Raw genomic sequence first — 17,670 nt, 5'->3', positions numbered from 1 at the left:
TTTTATTCCTCCAATAAGCTTTCAATTAACTTCATTCCGACAATTTGATCCGGTTTCACACCTGTCCAGCGTTCGAACGCCAACGCTCCCTGCCCGACGAACATGGCAGTCCCGTTCACGGTTTTACCGCCTCGGATTGTGGCGTCGCTTAAAAACGGTGTGACGAGTGGACGATATATGATATCACAAATGACGGTGTTTTGTCGTAATCCATTTAACGGAAGCGGGGATTGTACTCCATCCATGCCGACCGATGTCGTTTGGATGATGACGTCGTAGCGGGCGACGTCGACATCACCGAGCGGTTGTGACTCGATGCCGAACGTCTTCGCGAGACGCTCGGCCCGGTCGATCGTCCGGTTCGTGACCGTGACGTTTCGGGTCGGCAACGCGCTGATGATCCCGCGGGCCGCTCCACCCGCCCCGATGACGAGCACACGACCAGACCAGTCGGTGTACGGGTCGAGTGCGGTCACAAGACCGACGCCGTCCGTGTTCGCGCCGATCAAACGTCCGTCCCGCTTATAGACGGTGTTGACGGCACCGGCCGACTTGGCTGAGTCCTCCAAGTCGTCTAACAACGGGATGACCGCTTCCTTGTACGGGATCGTGACGTTGAACCCGTCATAGTCCCCATCCCGCATCGCCTGAAACAACGGGGCGAGCTCGTCCGCTGTAACGTCGAGCGCGTCATACCGCCCGAAAAGCCCAGACGCTCTCAGCCACTGCTCGTGCAGGGAGGGAGAGAGCGAATGAGCGATTGGGTGACCGATGACGGCCAGTCTCATACGAGCGCCTCGCGTAATGTGACGACGACTCCTTTTGGTGCCCAAGCGGCAATCCGTCCACCTTTTCCGTGGATGGCGACCCAACCGAGTCCGCTAAAGACGATATCCGTCTTGACGCCGTCACGGAGACTAAATTCATGACGCACGAGCGGCGGCAACAATTGCAACGTCTTCTCGTTCGGCGGGTTAAGCATTTTGCCGATATGGTTTTCATAAAGCTCATCTGCTTTGTCGAGCTTCGTCCGGTGTGTCTTCAACTCGTTCGACATGTAGACGACGAATGAACGTTTATTGCCTTCCAGATAATCGAGACGAGCCAGACCACCAAAGAAGAGTGTTTGCTGCGGGTTCAATTGGAACACGTGCGGCTTGATCTCTTTTTTAGGTGTGATCGTCTTCAAATCGCGCGCGTCGACGTAATGCGCCATTTGATGGCGGTTGATGATCCCTGGCGTATCGTACAGGTTCGCATCATCGTCGAGCGGGACGTCGATCAAGTCGAGCGTCGTTCCCGGGAAATGACTGACGGTGATGATTGCTTCATCTTCAGCACCGAAGCGCTTGATGATTTGGTTGATGAGTGTCGATTTCCCGACATTCGTACAACCGACGACGTAGACGTCTTTCCCTTTGCGATAGTACTCGATCTTCTCTGCTAGTTCGTCGATGCCGTGACCTTTTTTAGCGCTGATCAAATGGACATCGACCGGCGTCAAACCAAGTTCTTTCGCCTCGGTCTTCATCCAGTTCGCCATTCGGTTCGGGTTGACCGACTTCGGCAGTAGATCGACTTTGTTCCCGACTAACAAGACATCGTTCGATCCGACCGAACGTTGAAGTCCCGGGAGCCAGCTTCCGTTGAAATCAAAAATATCGACGATTTTGATGACGAGCGCTTCTTTGGCGCTGATTCCGTTCAAGATGCGCAAGAAGTCATCGTCCGTCAATTCGACGTCTTGGATCTGGTTGTAATGCTTCAATTTGAAGCAGCGTTGGCATATGACGATCTCACGATCCAGTGCCGATTTTGGTGCATAACCGACTGCTGTCGGGTCTTCTGTTTGAATGAGAACGCCGCAACCGGCGCAATAACGTTTCGTTTCTTCCATATTCGTATGTGCTGTCCTTTAAGTTTCCTCTTCTTCATTCTTCGTAGCGCCTCGCCGCTACTCCTGAAGCGTTAATTCCGACGTCTTACGCGCCGTACAAGACAGCCTCCTTCTTCCTATGCGTTCGAGGCCCTTATTTATCTTTTTTATGTGAATCTTCTGAACGTGAGTGCATCGCCTCGCCGATCTTTTCAGCGACGGCCACTTTGGCCCGCTTCGCATCGACTGCGATTTCCTCCACTTTTTTCGTGATCAACACGTACTTCCCGCGACGCTTCATATGCGCGAATACGACTTTCTCCAGCATGCGATTGAACTTCGTGACGAGACCGTCCGTCTTGACGACAGGCTGCACGTGAACGACGTGAATGCCTGCCATATTGGCGCCGAGCACGTCGGTGAAGATTTGATCGCCTAAGAAAATCGCTTCTTTGGTTGAATAGCCGTACTTGGCAAGTGCTTGCTTGAACCCAGACGGCAACGGTTTTTTCGCACGCGCCACATAATGAAGACCGAGCGGTTCCGTAAACGTGCGCACGCGGTTCTCGTTATTATTCGAGACGACGATGACATCGAGTCCATGTGATTTCACTTTCTCGAGCCATAGCAAAAGAAGCTCAGGTGCGTGCGGGACGTCCCAGGCCACGAGTGTATTATCAAGGTCCGTCAAAATGACGCGGACACCACGGTCTTTCAAGTCTTCAAGGTCGATGTCAAATACTGACGCGACGAACTGTTTCGGATAAAGTCGATTAAACACGTTTGTATTCCTCCAATTAGCTAAAGCGATTCAACAGCTTATACAAGTATTGATATCCCTTCTATGTTATACGAAAACCGGCCAAACGACTAGTGTCTCGTTTGACCGGCCAGAAAATTGTTGTCTATTCACTTACCAGTCACGCGTTCGATTGAATCGAACCGATGACTTCACCGAGCCGGACCGGACCAATTTTCGCCGGGTCGATGACGACACGATCTTTCTCAAAACAGAGGATGACGGTCGAGCCGAACGAGAAGTAACCGACCTCGGCCCCTTTATCGACACGTTCGCCGTCATGGGTCCATTCGATTGTATTGACGTTCAAAGCGCCGACCATGATGTGCTCGTAACGTCCGGCCACGCTCTCAAAGCGCGTGACACGGCGATAGTTACGTGACAACGGGCGGACCGTCTCCGTCAAACCGAGTTCATTCACCGGCGCCGAACGGTCGCCGAGCTCGTAATGGCTGAGCACTCGGCCCGCGAGCGGGACATGGACACGGTGGTAGTCACGCGGGCTCAAGTAGAGCACGCAAACCGTCCCGCCGGCATACCGTCTCGCCTCTGACTGTGAACCGAGCATCTCGGCGAGCGTATACGACTGCCCCTTCACTTCAAACCGACTCTCGTCTGTTATGGCGGACACGATCGACAGCTGTCCGTCGCACGGTGATACGACCGTGTCCGTGTTTGCATCGATCGGGCGCGCCCCGTCTTTCAAGTGGCGCGTGAAAAAGGCGTGCAGACTCGGATAGGCGTCGATCGGCTCTGCCGCTTCAGCGATATCGATTTGATACGTTTTCGCGAACGACGGGATGAACGCGCGGCTCGCTTTCGACTCGGCGAACTGACGGAGCCGCTTGGCGATGAACGGTGTCGCATTCAATTCAAACAACGTCTGATACAAGCGGCTTTTGATCACTGTGCGGCCTCCTCGTTTTTAAAGAACGTTTCGTATTGTTGTTCCGAGACGGCCCCTTCGACACGACCCGTTTCTTGACCGTCTTTAAAACGAATCATCGTTGGTGTTCCGTTAATGCCATAGGTCGTCCAGACGTCATGATCGGCCAAGTTGATCGAGACCGCGTCATACTCCTCGATGAGTGGTTCGACATACGGTTTGACTTGCTCACAATATTCGCAACCCGTCTGCCAGAAATAGACGACGACCTCTTCTTCTTCGTCAATTTTCTGTTCGAGCTCGTTCGCTGACACGGCGTTGACGCCGGTCTCTTCATTCGCATTATTCAAGAAGAATAAGAGCGCGATCCCGATCACGATGATGGCACCGATGATGGCGAACGTAATGAAGTTGGCGCGTTTGGCACTGTTTTTCATGGTCGATCCCTCCTAAATGTGTATAAAAAGAACTGACTCGGATATGAGCCAGTTTGGTTGTGGACGTCTTACTTTTCTTGGGCGACGTCGTTGATTCCCATGTCTTGGTTAAGTGTATCCAAGAGCGCGATAAAGATTGTGATGACCACGCCAAAGGCTGTTGCGAGCACCGCATTGAACGTCACGCCATCGACAGCTGAAATGATAAAGACTGCTGTATTCGAAAGCAAGATCGCCCAGAACAATGTGACTAAGTAACGCATCGAAAGTCCCCTCCATCTCACAGATGATTCATAAAATTCCATACGGCAATAGTATATCATTGTTGCTGCACAATATGCGACCTCGATTGTATATTCTTTCCGTCGAAACGTGAAATATGGTACGGTCAGAGAAATAGTACACAATGTAGAAAAGAGGATGACTTATGTCACGTTATTTAATCGCAGTCGATTTAGACGGTACGTTGTTACGAGATGACAAGACGATCAGCGAACGGAACATCCGCGCTCTTCAAGCGGCTCGTGATGCCGGCCATGAAGTCATGATCGCAACAGGACGGCCCCATCGCCACTCGATCATGTATTATGAACAACTCGGCTTGACGACGCCTTTGATCAATTTCAACGGAGCGCTCGTCCATCACCCGAAAGATACGTCCTACGCGGTCACACACCGTCCGATCCCACTTAAAACAGCACACGACATCATCGAAGAAGTATCGGAGACGAAAGCACACAACATCGTCGTCGAAGTGACCGACCACGTCTATTTCCATAAAGACCCGCAAGAATTTTACGGTCCCTACGCCGAACGGGCACTCAGCGTCACATCGGGTGACTTGCTCAAGCACTTGCAAGACGAGCCGACGTCGCTTTTGATTCACGCGACGAAAGAACACGTCGACAACGTCCGGGCCAGCTTGAACAAAGTGCACGCCGAAGCCGTCTTGAACCGTCAATGGCGTATGCCCGAGCATATGATCGAAGTCATGAGCCAAAATACATCGAAGGCGCTCGGCCTTCGCGAAGTATCGAAGCACTTGAACATTAGCCGTGAGAACATCATCGCGTTCGGCGATGAAGAGAACGACCTCGAAATGCTCGACTACGTCGGCACGGGCGTCGCGATGGGCAACGCCATCAGCCAGCTCAAAGTCGTCGCCAACGAAGTGACCGCTTCGAACATGGATGACGGCATCGCCATCTACCTCGAAGAGAAATTTGGCATCAAATCATAACAAAAACCCGCTGAAAACCGTTCAGCGGGTTTTTTGACGTTTCTAAATTGTTTAGCGTCGGAACGCCCCTTCAACGTCTTCAGTCGGAACGACGTTAATAAAGACGTGTGAATCGGCATCTTTGCAGATACGTGTGATCTCACGGACTTCGTGGCGTTGGGCGACCATCATGAGCGTCGCTTTCTCGACTTTCGAATACGTACCGATCGCCGGCATGAGCGTGATGCCGCGGAACACGTGTTGGTGCAACTCTTGCGTCACTTCGTCCGGATGATTCGTGACGATGAAGAGCGTCTGCCGCTGCGTGTTCGTATAAATCTCATCGATGACTTTCGACGTCACATACAAGAAGACGATCGTATACAGCGCCGTAGGCCATCCGAACAAAGCACCGGCCCAAAGCGCGATCATCATGTTCATGAGGAACAAGTAGACGCCGACCGAGTTGTTCGTGAACTTCGCTAGGATGAGGGCGACGATATCAAACCCTCCGGTCGAGGCACCGAACCGAATCGTGATGCCTGACCCGATGGCGAGCAAGACCCCGCCGAAGACGGCGTTCAACAGCGGATCGTCCGAGAGGAGAGGTGTTTGCGGAAGCACGCGAATGAACAAGGTGACCGAGGCGACGCTGATCAACGTATGGATCATCATGTTCTTTCCGAGCATAAAATAACTGACAATCAAGAGCGGTACGTTCAAGATGAAGAACCAAATGCCTTCACCGAGCTCAAACGGCGTACCGGCAAATAAGGTCGTGAAAATTTGGGCCAAGCCCGTAAACCCAGTCGAGTAAACCCCCGCCGGGATTAAGAATAATGTCATGGATAATGCAACGAACACTCCCCCGATGATCGAAACAATCCCGATGCGCGCGTGTTCTTTAACGGATTCCGTCAAGTTCTGTCTCCCCTTTCAAAATTAGCTAAGCATCAAGATAACATACATTCAAAGCCATGCCTACAACAAAAATAGAGTGATGTGCTAGCACCCATGGCAAAAAAACAAGCCGGCCGAAGCCGACTTGTTGACCTGATACGTTTGGTCACGCTTTCACTGTCTCGATCGTCAATGAATCATTCGCTGGAACCGTTACCGTGTTTCCGTACACACGAATCGTAACGTCCGTTCCATTTGTCTGTTTGATCGTCACTTGCTCACGTGTCGATGTGACCGTCAAGTGATGGCCGCGCCAGAGCACGTTGAACGAATAGCCGGCCCAATCTTTCGGGATCATCGGGCTGAACGTGAGCTCGGTCTCGAGGGCGCGCATCCCTGCGAAGCCGTGGACGATCGCCATCCACGAACCGACCATCGATGTGATGTGAAGACCGTCTTCTGTATCGTTGTTGTAGTTATCAAGGTCGAGTCGGGCTGAGCGTTGGTACAGCTCGACCGCTTTGTCTTCATAACCGACTTCAGCTGCCACGATCGAGTAGACACAAGGCGACAAGCTCGACTCATGCACCGTACGCGGCTCATAGAAGTCGAAGTTCGCACGTTTTTGCTCGAGCGTGAAGCGGTCGCTGAACGTGTACAGGCCTTGGAGCACGTCCGCCTGCTTGATAAAGTTCGAACGGAGGATGCGGTCCCACGACCAATTTTGGTTAAGTGGCAAGTGTTTCGGATCAAGGTCTTTCACTAAGATTTGCTCTTTATCCATGAACCCGTCTTGCTGCATGAACACGTCCGGGACGAGGTCGTCTTTCGGATAGTACATCTTCGTTTGGATATCAGCCCACTTCGCGAGTTCCGCATCCGTCAAGTTGAGCGTTGCTGTCAACTCGTCGAGTCGTGCCGGTTCTGCTTCTTTCAAGTAGTTGTACACTTCTTGCGTGTACTCGAGCGTCCAAGCGGCGATCAAGTTCGTGTACCAGTTGTTGTTGACGTTGTTGTCGTATTCGTTCGGACCTGTGACGCCTAGGATCATGTACACGTCTTTGTGTGGTACAAAGTTAACGCGGCTGGCCCAGTAACGCGAGATCTCGACCAACACTTCAAGTCCGTATTGTCCAAGGTACGACTTATCGCCCGTGAAGTTCGTGTAGTTGAAGATCGCGTGGGCGATCGCACCGTTCCGGTGAATCTCTTCATGGGTGATCTCCCACTCGTTATGGCACTCTTCCCCGTTCATCGTCACCATCGGATACAAGGCGCCCTTCATCCCGACGTTTTTGACCGAGTTCTCTTTCGCCTGCGGCAATTGATTGTGACGATATTTGAGCAAGTTCCACGACACTTCCGGCTTCGTCGTCGCCAAGTAAAAGTGGAGACAATACGCTTCCGTGTCCCAATACGTGGCGCCGCCATACTTCTCGCCCGTGAACCCTTTCGGTCCGATGTTGAGACGTGAGTCTTCGCCCGTATACGTTTGATACATGTTGAAGATGTTGAAACGGATGCCTTGTTGCGCTTCCGCGTCGCCGTCGATGCGGACGTCCGCGTTTTCCCAACGAGCGAGCCAAGCTTCCGTCTGCTCTGCCAAGAGCGTCTCGAACCCTTTTTCGAACGCGGCTTCGACGCGCTGCATACCGACTCCTTGCAAATTGTCAATTTCGTGGTCACGGTTCGTGACGACCGAGACGTACTTGTACGCCGTTGCCGTCTCACCCGCTGCCGCTTTGACCGTGAAACGGTTAGCGACGTAGAGGTCGGTAGCATCGAGAACTTCACAGCGTGCACCTTCGACGTCAGCGATCATCGACGCCGTGACATGCCAATCAAGTTTCTTCGTTTTTGTCGTGACGAAACCGAACCGTTCTTCGACGCCATGTTCGACCGGCAACCAGAATTTCTCATCGTAGTTCGAGTCTTCGTTGACGACGTCCCCGTCTAGATAAGGAGTGAATTCGATTTTCGCTTCATAGTTCACCGGCGTGACGTTGTAGCGAATCGCCAAAATTTCTTTGTCGACGATCGAGAAGAAGCGGACGACTTCGACGTTCGTCTCCTCGGCTCCGTTCACGAGCGTGAACGTCCGTGTGAGAACACCACGCTGCATATCGAGTTCGCGTGTGAAGCCTTTGACTTCCCACTTCGCCAAGTCAACAGGCGTCCCGTTGATCGCGACACGCAGGCCGGCCACGTTCGTCGCGTTCAATACTTTGGCGAAGTATTCTGGATATCCGTTCTTCCACCAACCGACACGCGTCTTATCGGGATAATAGACGCCCGCCACGTAAAATCCTTGGTGCGTATCATTTGAATAATCTTCTTCAAAATTCCCGCGCATCCCCATGTGCCCGTTACCGAGCGAGGTGATCGATTCTGCGAGACGGTTCTCGTTCGGGTGAAGTCCTTCTTCCGTTACTTTCCATTCGTCGACTGCAAACAATCGTTTCATCTGTCTGCCACTCCTTTTTCTCTACAAGGCTACTTGTCAGTAGACAACCGAATCGTGCAACCGCTTGTCTATGAAAGCGCTGTATTTTAATCTCACCTCTCATTTTACACGACTATACAGAGAATGCAATCGTTTGCATAAAAGTTTTTCTTTCTTTTTTTCGTCACTTTTGAAACGACAAAAAAACCTACCCTGGCACATTGGGCCAAAGTAGGTATGTCTGTATCACACGTCTGAATCGCGACCGAATGCGGCGTTCGCTTCATGACCTTCAAAGGCCGGGTTGTCACCATCGTTGAACCCGGTATCAGGCTCATCAAGAATGAGGGCATACCCACCGTCCAAAATGTCCCCGTACGCTTTGTTGACGTCGTCATCGGCCAAACCGAGATCGAGGAGCGCCCGTTTCACTTCCTGCTCTCCTTCGGCGACGCCCGCGAACTTCTGCATCCAAGAAGCGTTCGCTTCCTCGATTTTCGCATCAGTGTTCCGTTTGACGAGCGACACGTTGTCCTTGTCTCTCGTGACGACGTAAAGGTCTTTCTCGTCGTACCCGTCTTGGCTCAGTTGATCAATCTTTGAGACGAGTGCCGCCTCGTCTTTGTACGTATCAACAAATCGTTTGTTACTCATCATTTATCATCCTTTCTAGATGTTGGATTGTCCTCGATCGTGATCTTGCCTTGTCCTACTTGCCTAATATCAATCTCTTCTTTACGGAGCGTCTCGGTGACCGTCTTCGTATCTTCATTCACTTGCTTGCGGACGATGATCTCTTCGACTACGACCGGACGCTTGACGATGAAGGCGCGCTCTTCGATGACTTGGATACGTAGCTGGTCCCCTTCGTCAATCGTCCGGATGCCGGGTTTGTCGAAGTCGTAGTCTTCAATCACATCTTCAGAACCAGCATGGCGCTCTACATGTAAGTGTTCCCTCCGAACGGGTACTTCAATCGTCTGTTCAGTCTCGGTTACATGCTTGTCGATGACGAGTTCCCCCGTCTGCACCGTTTCTTTTTCAACCGCGAGTCGCTCTTCGTGCAGTTCAAGCGTCTGTTCTTCGTGCTCCTTGGAAGTGGCGCGCGGCGATCGTTTAATGTCCGCCATCTCCTCGTTTTGATCCGCGTCGACATAAAGGAACAACCGCCCTCGCTCGACTTCACCCACGAATCGTTCCCGCTGCTCGCGCGTCAACCGCATACTGCTGAGCCAGCGCTCGATCGGCCGTTCGCTTGACGTGACGAGAGACGCCACCGTATCCGGCTCATCCGCGACGAGTACGTATAGTTTTGAATGGCGTCGGATGGCGTCAGCCGTCTCAGTTCGTTTGACGAAGACATACATGTCTTCTTCTTTATATCCTTCTTGCTTCAAATCGACCGTCCGCTTGAGCAACACCTCGGGCTGGTCAAATACTTCAGAGATGATGGCATGTTTCATAACATTCGTTCCTCCTGTAAGATGAATTGGCGAAAAAAAGGATGGTCCCTCAGAGAGAGCCATCCTTGTCGAGGTGCTTGGTCATCCAATTAGATCCGGTCGCGCTCATCACGGCGCGTATGGTCAGCGTCATGTTTCCGATGGCTGTTTTCGCCTTCGATATGGGCTTCTTCTTTACGAAGCGTCTCGCGTACCGTCTCTGTATCTTTCACTTTGTCTGTGCCGACGACGATTTCTTCGGCCACGACGTCTTTCTTCGTGACGTCGACGCGCTCTTCTGTGACTGGTACACGAATCTCGTCGCGGTCTGTTGTCGCATCGAACGAATGTCCCGTCGCTTCACGGTCTCCGTCGACTTGACGTCGTTCGACGTACACTTCGTCACGCTCGACTTCGACGTCGACCCGTTCTTCGTGCTCAACGACTTCTTTTTCGACTCGGACTTCACCGGTCTGAACGCGTTCTTTATTGATTTGGAGACGCTCTTCGTGTAGTTGAAGTTTTTGCTCGTCCGTCAAATCGGTGCGGTTGCGAATGTCCTCGTCCATGTCATGGTGACGCGTCGAATCATGATTCGTTCCCGTCGCGTCAAGCCCAGTGCCGGCTGCTCCGACACCTGTTCCTGCCGCTGTTAGCGGGTCACGTGCCGTCATGTTTCCAGCCTCGTTCCCTTCAGAACCATAGCCCGCTGACGTGCGACCGCCTTCGAACGTGTCGTTGCGACCGTTGTCCAAGACGCCGTCGTCTGTATCTAATAACAAGACGAAGCCGCCGTTTTCGATATCTTGATGATGGCGTGCCGTCTCTTCTTCTGAGAAGCCGAGTTTATCAAACGTATGGCGCACTTCATCGCCGCCGTCTGCGACTCCAAAGAAGCGATCGAGCCACGATGCTTTCGTTTCTTTTACTTCTGCATCCGTTTCGCCGCGAACCATCGAAAGGTTCGATTTATCTTTTACAACAACGTACAGGTCGTCCTCGCGGTGTCCCGCCGCGCGAAGTTCATCAATTTTCGAAACAAGCTCTGATTCTTGATAGTAAGTCCCTACGTAACGTTTGTTATCCATGATTGTATCTCCCTTTCAAATTCTATATTTTTTGGTTATTGGCCGGGCTGCTCTATCGTGATTTGCTATTCTGCCGGTAATATAAGTGTTCCCTCGCGCTTTGTTTTCAACCGCTTCTCGCACAACTGTAATCTGTTTGTAACGCCATGACTTTTGCCGGATTGAACGTTCTTCCTTTATATGCATCAGAATCCGCACAAAAAAACCTTCCGCACGAAAACGGAAGGTTTCAACTCATTCAGCCGCATGGCTATTCTTTTTTTGACCACACGACTGGCGGACGACTAGATAGTGCGGGACGATGACACGTTTCCCGTACGGTGGTGCACTATCGCCGATCTGTTCGATCAGGCAGTTCGTCGCCTCGAAACCGAGACCGAAGATGTTGATCTCGACTGACGTGAGCGGCGGATTCGAATGTTCGGCGATATAGACGTTGTTGAAACTGACGACAGCGACGTCTTCAGGGATTCTCAAACCCATCTCACTGAGCGTGCTGATAACACCGAGCGCCATCATGTCATCACTGACGACGACAGCCGTCGGTGGCTCATCGACGTGAAGCAACTCCCGGACCGCTTTAGCGCCGCCTTTCGTCATGAACTCGGCACGGGCGATGTAGTCTTCCCGCACCGGGATCCCGGCTTCCATAAGCGCCGTCGCGTACCCGTTGCGACGGTCTTGGGTGACGGCCAATTTATCCGATCCGCCAATGAAGGCGATGCGGCGGTGACCGAGGTTGTACAAGTGCTTCGTCACTTCACGGCCAGCCAAGTAGTTGTCCGTATCGACGTACGTGATCGACGAGGCGTCCCCGAACGGCTTCCCGACGACGACGAACGGGAACTTCGTCTGGCGCAAATATTGGACGACTTTATCGTCTTCACGTGAATACAGGACGATGACACCGTCGACCCGGCGACCTTGGACCATCTCGATGACACCCGACAGCACTTCTTCTTCGGTCACGCCGGTCGTCATGTACAGCGAATAACCGTTTTGATGGGCTTTCGTACTGATTCCGCGCAACACTTCCGGGAAGAACGGATTTTGAAGGATTTTCGTCGCCGCGCTCGGCATAACAAGACCAATCGATTGTGTCGAGCGGTTGGCGAGACTTCTTGCATGGATGTTCGGATGGTACCCGAGTTCTTCCATCGAACTACGAACACGTTCTTTCGTTTTCTGGCTAATTCGCGGACTGTTGGCGATGACGCGGGACACTGTCGACGGTGCGACGTTGGCGTGTTTTGCGACATCTTTGATCGTGATTTGCATGGTGCTCCCCCTTGCTTCCGTTAATTCATTGTTCCCTGCGACAGGGTATTTAGCTCACGCTCTTGCGGCGCTTCCACATGACCAGACCCGTCAAGAACAGCGGAATCGCGACGACGAGCAGACCAATCGTCCACATGTTCACTTCCGATTCTTCGACGACATAGGCGTTGGCGCTTTCGCCAGCGAGCTTGATAGTGAACGTGCCACGTTTTTCCGTGACAAGTTGTGAGAACAAGAGACCGCGGAGCCGTTGATCTTCACCGACTTCGCTTACCTCGAATTCAATCTCTGTATCCTCATCGTTCATATTGATGGCGTACAAGGCGACCTCATCGCCGTCACGACGCTCGAACACGGCCATGCCGTCTTTCGAGGCAATCATCCGTTGCTCTCCAGTGGCGAAGACGGGATAGTCTTCCCGCATCCGGTTCATCGTCGCGACGTATTCATGTAACTCTTCATTCCCTGGGAAATCCGTCATCACCCGGTTGGCCGGATCGGCCCCACCGGTTTGTGCGTTTTCTGTCCCTTGAAATAAAATCGGCATACCAGGCGACGCATAGAGCGTGAACAGTGCCAGGCGAAGTCGCCGTTCTGCCGACTCGGCTCCACCAAGTCCAGCGACGTGCATGAACCGCTCGACATCATGGTTGTCTAGGAACGTCGCCATTTGGTTCGGATCGTTGAAAAATGTCTGGGCATAGCTTGCCGCCACATCGATTTCGTCGACGTTGGCGTGCTTTTGCGTCATCGTCTTCGAGACGCGATCATAGAATGTGAAGTTCGTGATGCTATTGAATCCTAAATCGTCGTATTCGGCGACGTATTGCGGATTCGGATCGAACACTTCGGCCAACAAGTAAAAGTCAGGGTCGACTGCTCGCACCGCTTCTACAAAATCTTTCCAAAACGGTTTGTCGACGTGGCGGACCGTATCGAGTCGATAGCCATCGATGCCGGTCTCTTCAATCCAATAAGTAGCGGCGTCGATCAAATAATCTTTCACTTCAGGGTCTTCCGTTTTAAAGTCCGGCAAGTCGAACAACCAGTGCGTCTCGACTTGCTCTTGGTCTTGCCAGAGCACGATCGGCAACTCGTCATGGAACCAATCCGGTCGTTCCTCGACCCATGGATGTTTCGGACCGACATGGTTGACGACGAAGTCAAGAATGACTTTCATATCGCGCTTATGCGCCTCATCGACGAGTTCTTGCAAATCTTCTTTCGTCCCGAACTGGGGATCGATGTCATAAAAATCTTTGATCCAGTAGCCGTGGTAACCGTCCGGCATGTTCTGAAACACCGGCGTCAACCAAATCGACGTAAATCCGAGCGATTCGATGTAGTCGAGCTTCTCGATCACACCTTGAATGTCGCCTCCGTGAAACGCTTTTGGATCATTCTTGTCGACTTGGTCGTTGTTGTCAGGATTCCCGTCAACGAACCGGTCGACCATAATAAAGTACATGCGTTCTTGTTCCCATGTTGCTGCTTCTTTCGCTCCGACGATTGTAGGAAACAAAAGAAGCGACAGGAGAACGAGCACGACGCCTCGCCTCATATCGCTTCCCCCTTTTTGAGTATTAACCTTTCGTACCACCCGCAGTGAGACCGGAGACGAAGTAACGTTGGAATATGAAGAACAAGAGGACGATCGGGAGGGCCGAAAGGACGGCTCCTGCCGCGAACAACGTAAAGTTGTTGTCGAATTGTCGCGAGATCATATTGTAAAGTCCAACCGCTAGCGTCTGCTTCTCAGGAGTACGAAGGACGAGCGATGCCAAGATGAAGTCGTTGAACGGGCCCATGAAGTTGAACAAGGCGATCGTTGCGACAATTGGCTTCGCGAGCGGCAAAATGATTTGCCAGAAGATACGGAGGTGACCGGCACCATCCATCCGAGCAGCCTCATCGAGCTCCTTCGGAATCGTATCGAAGTAACCTTTCGCCAGGTACGTGTTCATCGGAATCGCCCCACCGGCGTACAGCAAGATTAGCGCTGTATGCGTATCAAGAAGGCCGAGCATGTTGAGTAACACAAAAATCGCGATGATGGCAACGAATTGCGGGACCATCTGCAAGACGAGGAACAAGATGAGCGAGTTCTTCCGTCCGACGAAACGGTAACGCGAGAACACATAACCAGTAATCGTAACTAAAATTACAGCGAGCGCCATCGTGATGAAAGCAATCTTCAATGTGTTCACATACCATAAACTATAATCCGAAATTGTTAGATCAAACAAGTTTTTATAGTGAATGAGCGTTGGGTTTGATGGGATGATCGTTGACGTGATCGTACGACCCGGGTTAAATGACGTTCCTACTACCCAAAGCATCGGATAGAGAATAATGATCGACGCAAGCGTCAAGATGACATAAGAGAACGCCAAATTGATTCGTTTTTGTTTTTTCATATCAGACCATATCCTCGTCTTTGAAAGATTTTGTCCGACGGAACTGGATGACGGCTAGTGTCATGATGAAGAATGACAAGATGAGCGTGATCGCAGCCGCAAGTCCGTATTGCGGGTTAGCCCCGAGCGACAATTTGTAAATCCATGAAATCAAGATGTCGGTACCACCGGCAGTTTGTCCTGGGACAGCCGGCCCACCACCATTGAAGAGATAGATGATGTTAAAGTTGTTAAAGTTGAACGTGAACTGCGTGATGAGAATCGGTGCTGTTGCGAACAAGAGCATCGGCAATGTGATCAGACGGAACTTATCAAAGATGTTCGCGCCGTCAATCGTCGCAGCTTCATACAAGTCGCCCGGGATCGACTGCAAGACACCGGTCATGAGCGTCATGATGAACGGGAAACCGAGCCACCATTGAATCAAGATGAGCGCACTACGTGTCGCTGTCGGGTCGGTCATCCAGCTAATCGGATCGAGACCAAAGGCCGGCAAGATTGTCGTATTGAACACACCGAACGACTCGTTGAACATCGAGCGGAAAATTAAGATCGTGATGAACGCTGGTACGGCCCATGACAAGATCAAGATTGAACGGAACAAGCGACGGAACCGAAGTCCTTCTTGGTTCAACAGAACGGCAAGGAAAATCCCGATCGCGATGACACCGACCGTTGAAGCGACCGTCCAGACGAGCGTCCAACCGAGAACGCCGACGAACGTGTCGCGCCAAATGTCGATTTCAAAGATGCGTGTAAAGTTTTCGAACCCGATCCACTCGACGAGTTTTGCCGGTGGCGCGTTGTTGTAACGATAGTTCGTGAACGCGATCAAGAACGTAAAGATCAGCGGCAACACGACTGTGAAGACGAGCAAGATGAGCGACGGGATCAACATCAAGTATGGGAATCCATGGTCGCGCAAGTTGCGAAGTTGCACTTGGAACGTTGGCACGTTTAGGTGCTGATCACGAATGCGACCGACTCGGTAAGCGTCACGAATGTTCCAAATGTAGAACGCGATACCGAAGAACAGTAAAATTATTGCGACAATACCTTCTACCATCAAGAAGATGGAGTGGTCGTTACGAGGTCCTGCTACTTCGCCAAGCGTGATCAATCCCCAAAGGCCACCACGGTCACCAGGTCCTGCGCCCGCCCCTTTGAAAAATAGATCGTAGTTTACTGCAAAATAAGACATGATGACGATAAAGAACGCAATCGCCTTCGCACGTTGGTTGTTATAGAACTGCCCCGCTCCCGGAATGATCGAGAGTAATGCGGCGTTCCGAGCATGATTGGTCGGTTTGTCCGGTCGTTGTTCCGGTGTTTTTGGGTTCGGAATTGAAGCCATCCTCAATTTCTCCTTTCAATTTGAGCAAATCAATCGAGCAAGCGTTTGCTCAATTTCAGAAAATGATGGGGAACGCCATGTGGCGTACCCCGTCATTTCACAGCCTTATTGGTTGTTTGCTTGGATTTGTTGCTCGATGACTTTAACAGCATCGTCAGCTGATTTTTGTGCATCTTGCTTGCCAGTCGCTACGAGCTGAAGCGCTTGTGCCATTGGCTCCCAAACTTGTCCCATTTCAGGAATGTTAGGCATTGGGATTGCATTTGTCGCTTGATCGAATACCGCTTTCGCAACTTCGTTCGCCGTGATTGTCTCATTCGTCTCGAGTGCTGCTACCGGTGGGATCTCGTTGTATGCTTCAAACATTTTCAATGCGTTCTCTTCATTTGTAAGTTCTGCGAGGAACATTTCAGCCCACTCTTGGTTCTCAGTGTAAGCAGAGAGTGCATATGTTTTCACACCCATGAACGTCTTGATTGGCTCACCGTTCGGAAGTGTTGGCATTGCCGCCGCTCCGAGGTTGACGCCAGCATCTTCGTAACCAGCAACAGCCCAAGGTCCGTTCATAACTGTGTGTGCTTTCTTCTCAGTGAAGAGTTGGTCCATCGCTTGGCCGCCAGACTCGCCGATCAATCCTTTAGGGAAGAGGCCTTCTTGGTACCATTTGCCGATGTAGTCGAATCCTTCAACTGCGCCTTCGTTGTTCAAGCCGATGTCGGTTGGGTCGAGCGCGCCGCCGTCTTCTTTGAAGACGTAACCGCCGAAGCCAGCAACTACACCGTGAGCGAAGTAGAAGTTATCCCAAAGACCGAGGAAGCCGTACTCGCCTTTGTCTTTAAGATCTGTAGACAACTTGTAAAGGTCGTCCATTGAAGCAGGAGCTTCTGAAACCAAATCCTTGTTGTACATGAGGACTGGTGTTTCAACTGATTTAGGATAGCCGTAAGCTTGTCCGTCGAACATGACAGCCGATTTCGAAGCATCTGTGAACGCTTCGAGCGCACCTTCGTCAGCGAGCGGTGCCAAGTGACCTTGGTCAGCGATCGTGCCGATTTGGTCATGCGGTACGAGAACGATATCCGGACCTTTACCAGCTGGGCCGTCAAGCGCCAACTTGTCTTTTTGGTCCGTCATTTGAACTTCGACGACTTCTACTGCGACGCCGTGTTCTTCTTCAAACGCTTTCGCAACTTCTTTCGTCGTTTCCGACTTTTCAATATCTTCCCAAATTACGATTTTTTCTGGCTTGTTCTCGCTAGTAGAACCGCCTTCGTTAGTAGAACCGTTATCCGTACCACCACCACATGCAGCAAGTGCACCGAATGCTAATACTGCTGTTGAAAGTCCTGCTACCATTTTTTTCATCTTCATGATGAAAAACCTCCCCAAGGAAATTAGTATGGTCAGATTTGCGCACACGTACTAAACGACTGATTTTAATCAACTCCGCTACGAAATCAGTCATTTAGTGAAAACGTTTGCATCCTCACCTCAATTTTTATTATACAGTTGTGTAAGCGTTTTACAAGAC

General features: G+C 51.5%; 17 protein-coding genes. 1 reads left to right on the top strand and 16 read right to left on the bottom strand.

Annotated features, from left to right (window positions below):
- Positions 1 to 2 precede the first annotated feature (2 nt).
- The 6 genes from aroE to A6395_RS12425 all read right to left on the bottom strand — a co-directional run bounded on the left by aroE (position 3) and on the right by A6395_RS12425 (position 4,261).
- Positions 3 to 788: a shikimate dehydrogenase gene (gene aroE, locus A6395_RS12450; protein WP_071399265.1), complete on the bottom strand. Its 786-nt coding sequence runs from the start codon at positions 786 to 788 to the stop codon at positions 3 to 5.
- Entirely contained in the window at positions 785 to 1,897 is a 1,113-nt protein-coding gene (yqeH, locus tag A6395_RS12445; RefSeq protein WP_016508207.1) for a ribosome biogenesis GTPase YqeH, read from the bottom strand. The genes aroE and yqeH overlap by 4 nt, the downstream gene beginning before the upstream one ends.
- A gap of 133 nt (positions 1,898 to 2,030) precedes the next feature.
- Entirely contained in the window at positions 2,031 to 2,657 is a 627-nt protein-coding gene (locus A6395_RS12440) for a YqeG family HAD IIIA-type phosphatase (RefSeq protein WP_070327818.1), read from the bottom strand.
- Between the two features lie 139 nt (positions 2,658 to 2,796).
- A complete protein-coding gene (locus tag A6395_RS12435) occupies positions 2,797 to 3,582 on the bottom strand; it encodes a phosphatidylserine decarboxylase (protein WP_083273994.1) in 786 nt (261 codons plus the stop codon).
- Positions 3,579 to 3,998: a thioredoxin family protein gene (locus tag A6395_RS12430; RefSeq protein ID WP_071399264.1), complete on the bottom strand. Its 420-nt coding sequence runs from the start codon at positions 3,996 to 3,998 to the stop codon at positions 3,579 to 3,581. The genes A6395_RS12435 and A6395_RS12430 overlap by 4 nt, the downstream gene beginning before the upstream one ends.
- Positions 3,999 to 4,066: 68 nt before the next feature.
- Positions 4,067 to 4,261 carry a YjzD family protein gene (locus A6395_RS12425; RefSeq protein ID WP_070327820.1) on the bottom strand — a complete coding sequence of 65 codons (195 nt, stop codon included), beginning with the start codon at positions 4,259 to 4,261 and terminating at the stop codon, positions 4,067 to 4,069.
- Positions 4,262 to 4,425: 164 nt separating this feature from the next.
- Here A6395_RS12425 and A6395_RS12420 point away from each other — a divergent pair, with 164 nt between their 5' ends.
- A complete protein-coding gene (locus A6395_RS12420) occupies positions 4,426 to 5,238 on the top strand; it encodes a Cof-type HAD-IIB family hydrolase (protein WP_070327821.1) in 813 nt (270 codons plus the stop codon).
- A gap of 51 nt (positions 5,239 to 5,289) precedes the next feature.
- On the opposite strand, the gene A6395_RS12415 is transcribed toward A6395_RS12420, so the two are convergent.
- The 10 genes from A6395_RS12415 to A6395_RS12370 form a co-directional block, all read right to left on the bottom strand.
- Complete coding sequence (locus A6395_RS12415; RefSeq protein ID WP_071399263.1) at positions 5,290 to 6,138, bottom strand: YitT family protein; 849 nt, start codon at positions 6,136 to 6,138, stop codon at positions 5,290 to 5,292.
- A 145-nt stretch (positions 6,139 to 6,283) separates the two neighbouring features.
- Entirely contained in the window at positions 6,284 to 8,581 is a 2,298-nt protein-coding gene (locus A6395_RS12410; RefSeq protein ID WP_071399262.1) for a glycoside hydrolase family 65 protein, read from the bottom strand.
- Between the two features lie 225 nt (positions 8,582 to 8,806).
- Positions 8,807 to 9,214 carry a general stress protein gene (locus tag A6395_RS12405; protein ID WP_252100540.1) on the bottom strand — a complete coding sequence of 136 codons (408 nt, stop codon included), beginning with the start codon at positions 9,212 to 9,214 and terminating at the stop codon, positions 8,807 to 8,809.
- A complete protein-coding gene (locus A6395_RS12400) occupies positions 9,214 to 10,023 on the bottom strand; it encodes a YsnF/AvaK domain-containing protein (protein ID WP_071399260.1) in 810 nt (269 codons plus the stop codon). The genes A6395_RS12405 and A6395_RS12400 overlap by 1 nt, the downstream gene beginning before the upstream one ends.
- 89 nt (positions 10,024 to 10,112) lie before the next feature.
- Positions 10,113 to 11,090, bottom strand: coding sequence for a YsnF/AvaK domain-containing protein (locus A6395_RS12395; protein ID WP_071399259.1), 978 nt, complete (start codon positions 11,088 to 11,090; stop codon positions 10,113 to 10,115).
- A gap of 234 nt (positions 11,091 to 11,324) precedes the next feature.
- On the bottom strand, positions 11,325 to 12,368 hold the full coding sequence (locus A6395_RS12390; protein ID WP_071399258.1) for a LacI family DNA-binding transcriptional regulator: 1,044 nt from the start codon (positions 12,366 to 12,368) through the stop codon (positions 11,325 to 11,327).
- A gap of 49 nt (positions 12,369 to 12,417) precedes the next feature.
- Positions 12,418 to 13,929: an alpha-amylase family glycosyl hydrolase gene (locus A6395_RS12385; RefSeq protein ID WP_071399257.1), complete on the bottom strand. Its 1,512-nt coding sequence runs from the start codon at positions 13,927 to 13,929 to the stop codon at positions 12,418 to 12,420.
- Between the two features lie 22 nt (positions 13,930 to 13,951).
- Complete coding sequence (locus A6395_RS12380; protein ID WP_071399256.1) at positions 13,952 to 14,785, bottom strand: sugar ABC transporter permease; 834 nt, start codon at positions 14,783 to 14,785, stop codon at positions 13,952 to 13,954.
- 1 nt (position 14,786) lies between these two features.
- Positions 14,787 to 16,139 (bottom strand): carbohydrate ABC transporter permease, encoded by a 1,353-nt coding sequence (locus A6395_RS12375; RefSeq protein ID WP_071399255.1) that lies wholly within the window; start codon positions 16,137 to 16,139, stop codon positions 14,787 to 14,789.
- A 105-nt stretch (positions 16,140 to 16,244) separates the two neighbouring features.
- Complete coding sequence (locus A6395_RS12370) at positions 16,245 to 17,510, bottom strand: extracellular solute-binding protein (protein WP_084813065.1); 1,266 nt, start codon at positions 17,508 to 17,510, stop codon at positions 16,245 to 16,247.
- Positions 17,511 to 17,670 lie beyond the last annotated feature (160 nt).

Origin of the sequence: Exiguobacterium sp. SH31 (assembly GCF_001816105.1) — a bacterium.
GTDB lineage: Bacteria > Bacillota > Bacilli > Exiguobacteriales > Exiguobacteriaceae > Exiguobacterium > Exiguobacterium aurantiacum_A.
Note: the sequence above shows the minus strand (reverse complement) of the source record. Positions and strands in the feature narration are given on the sequence as shown.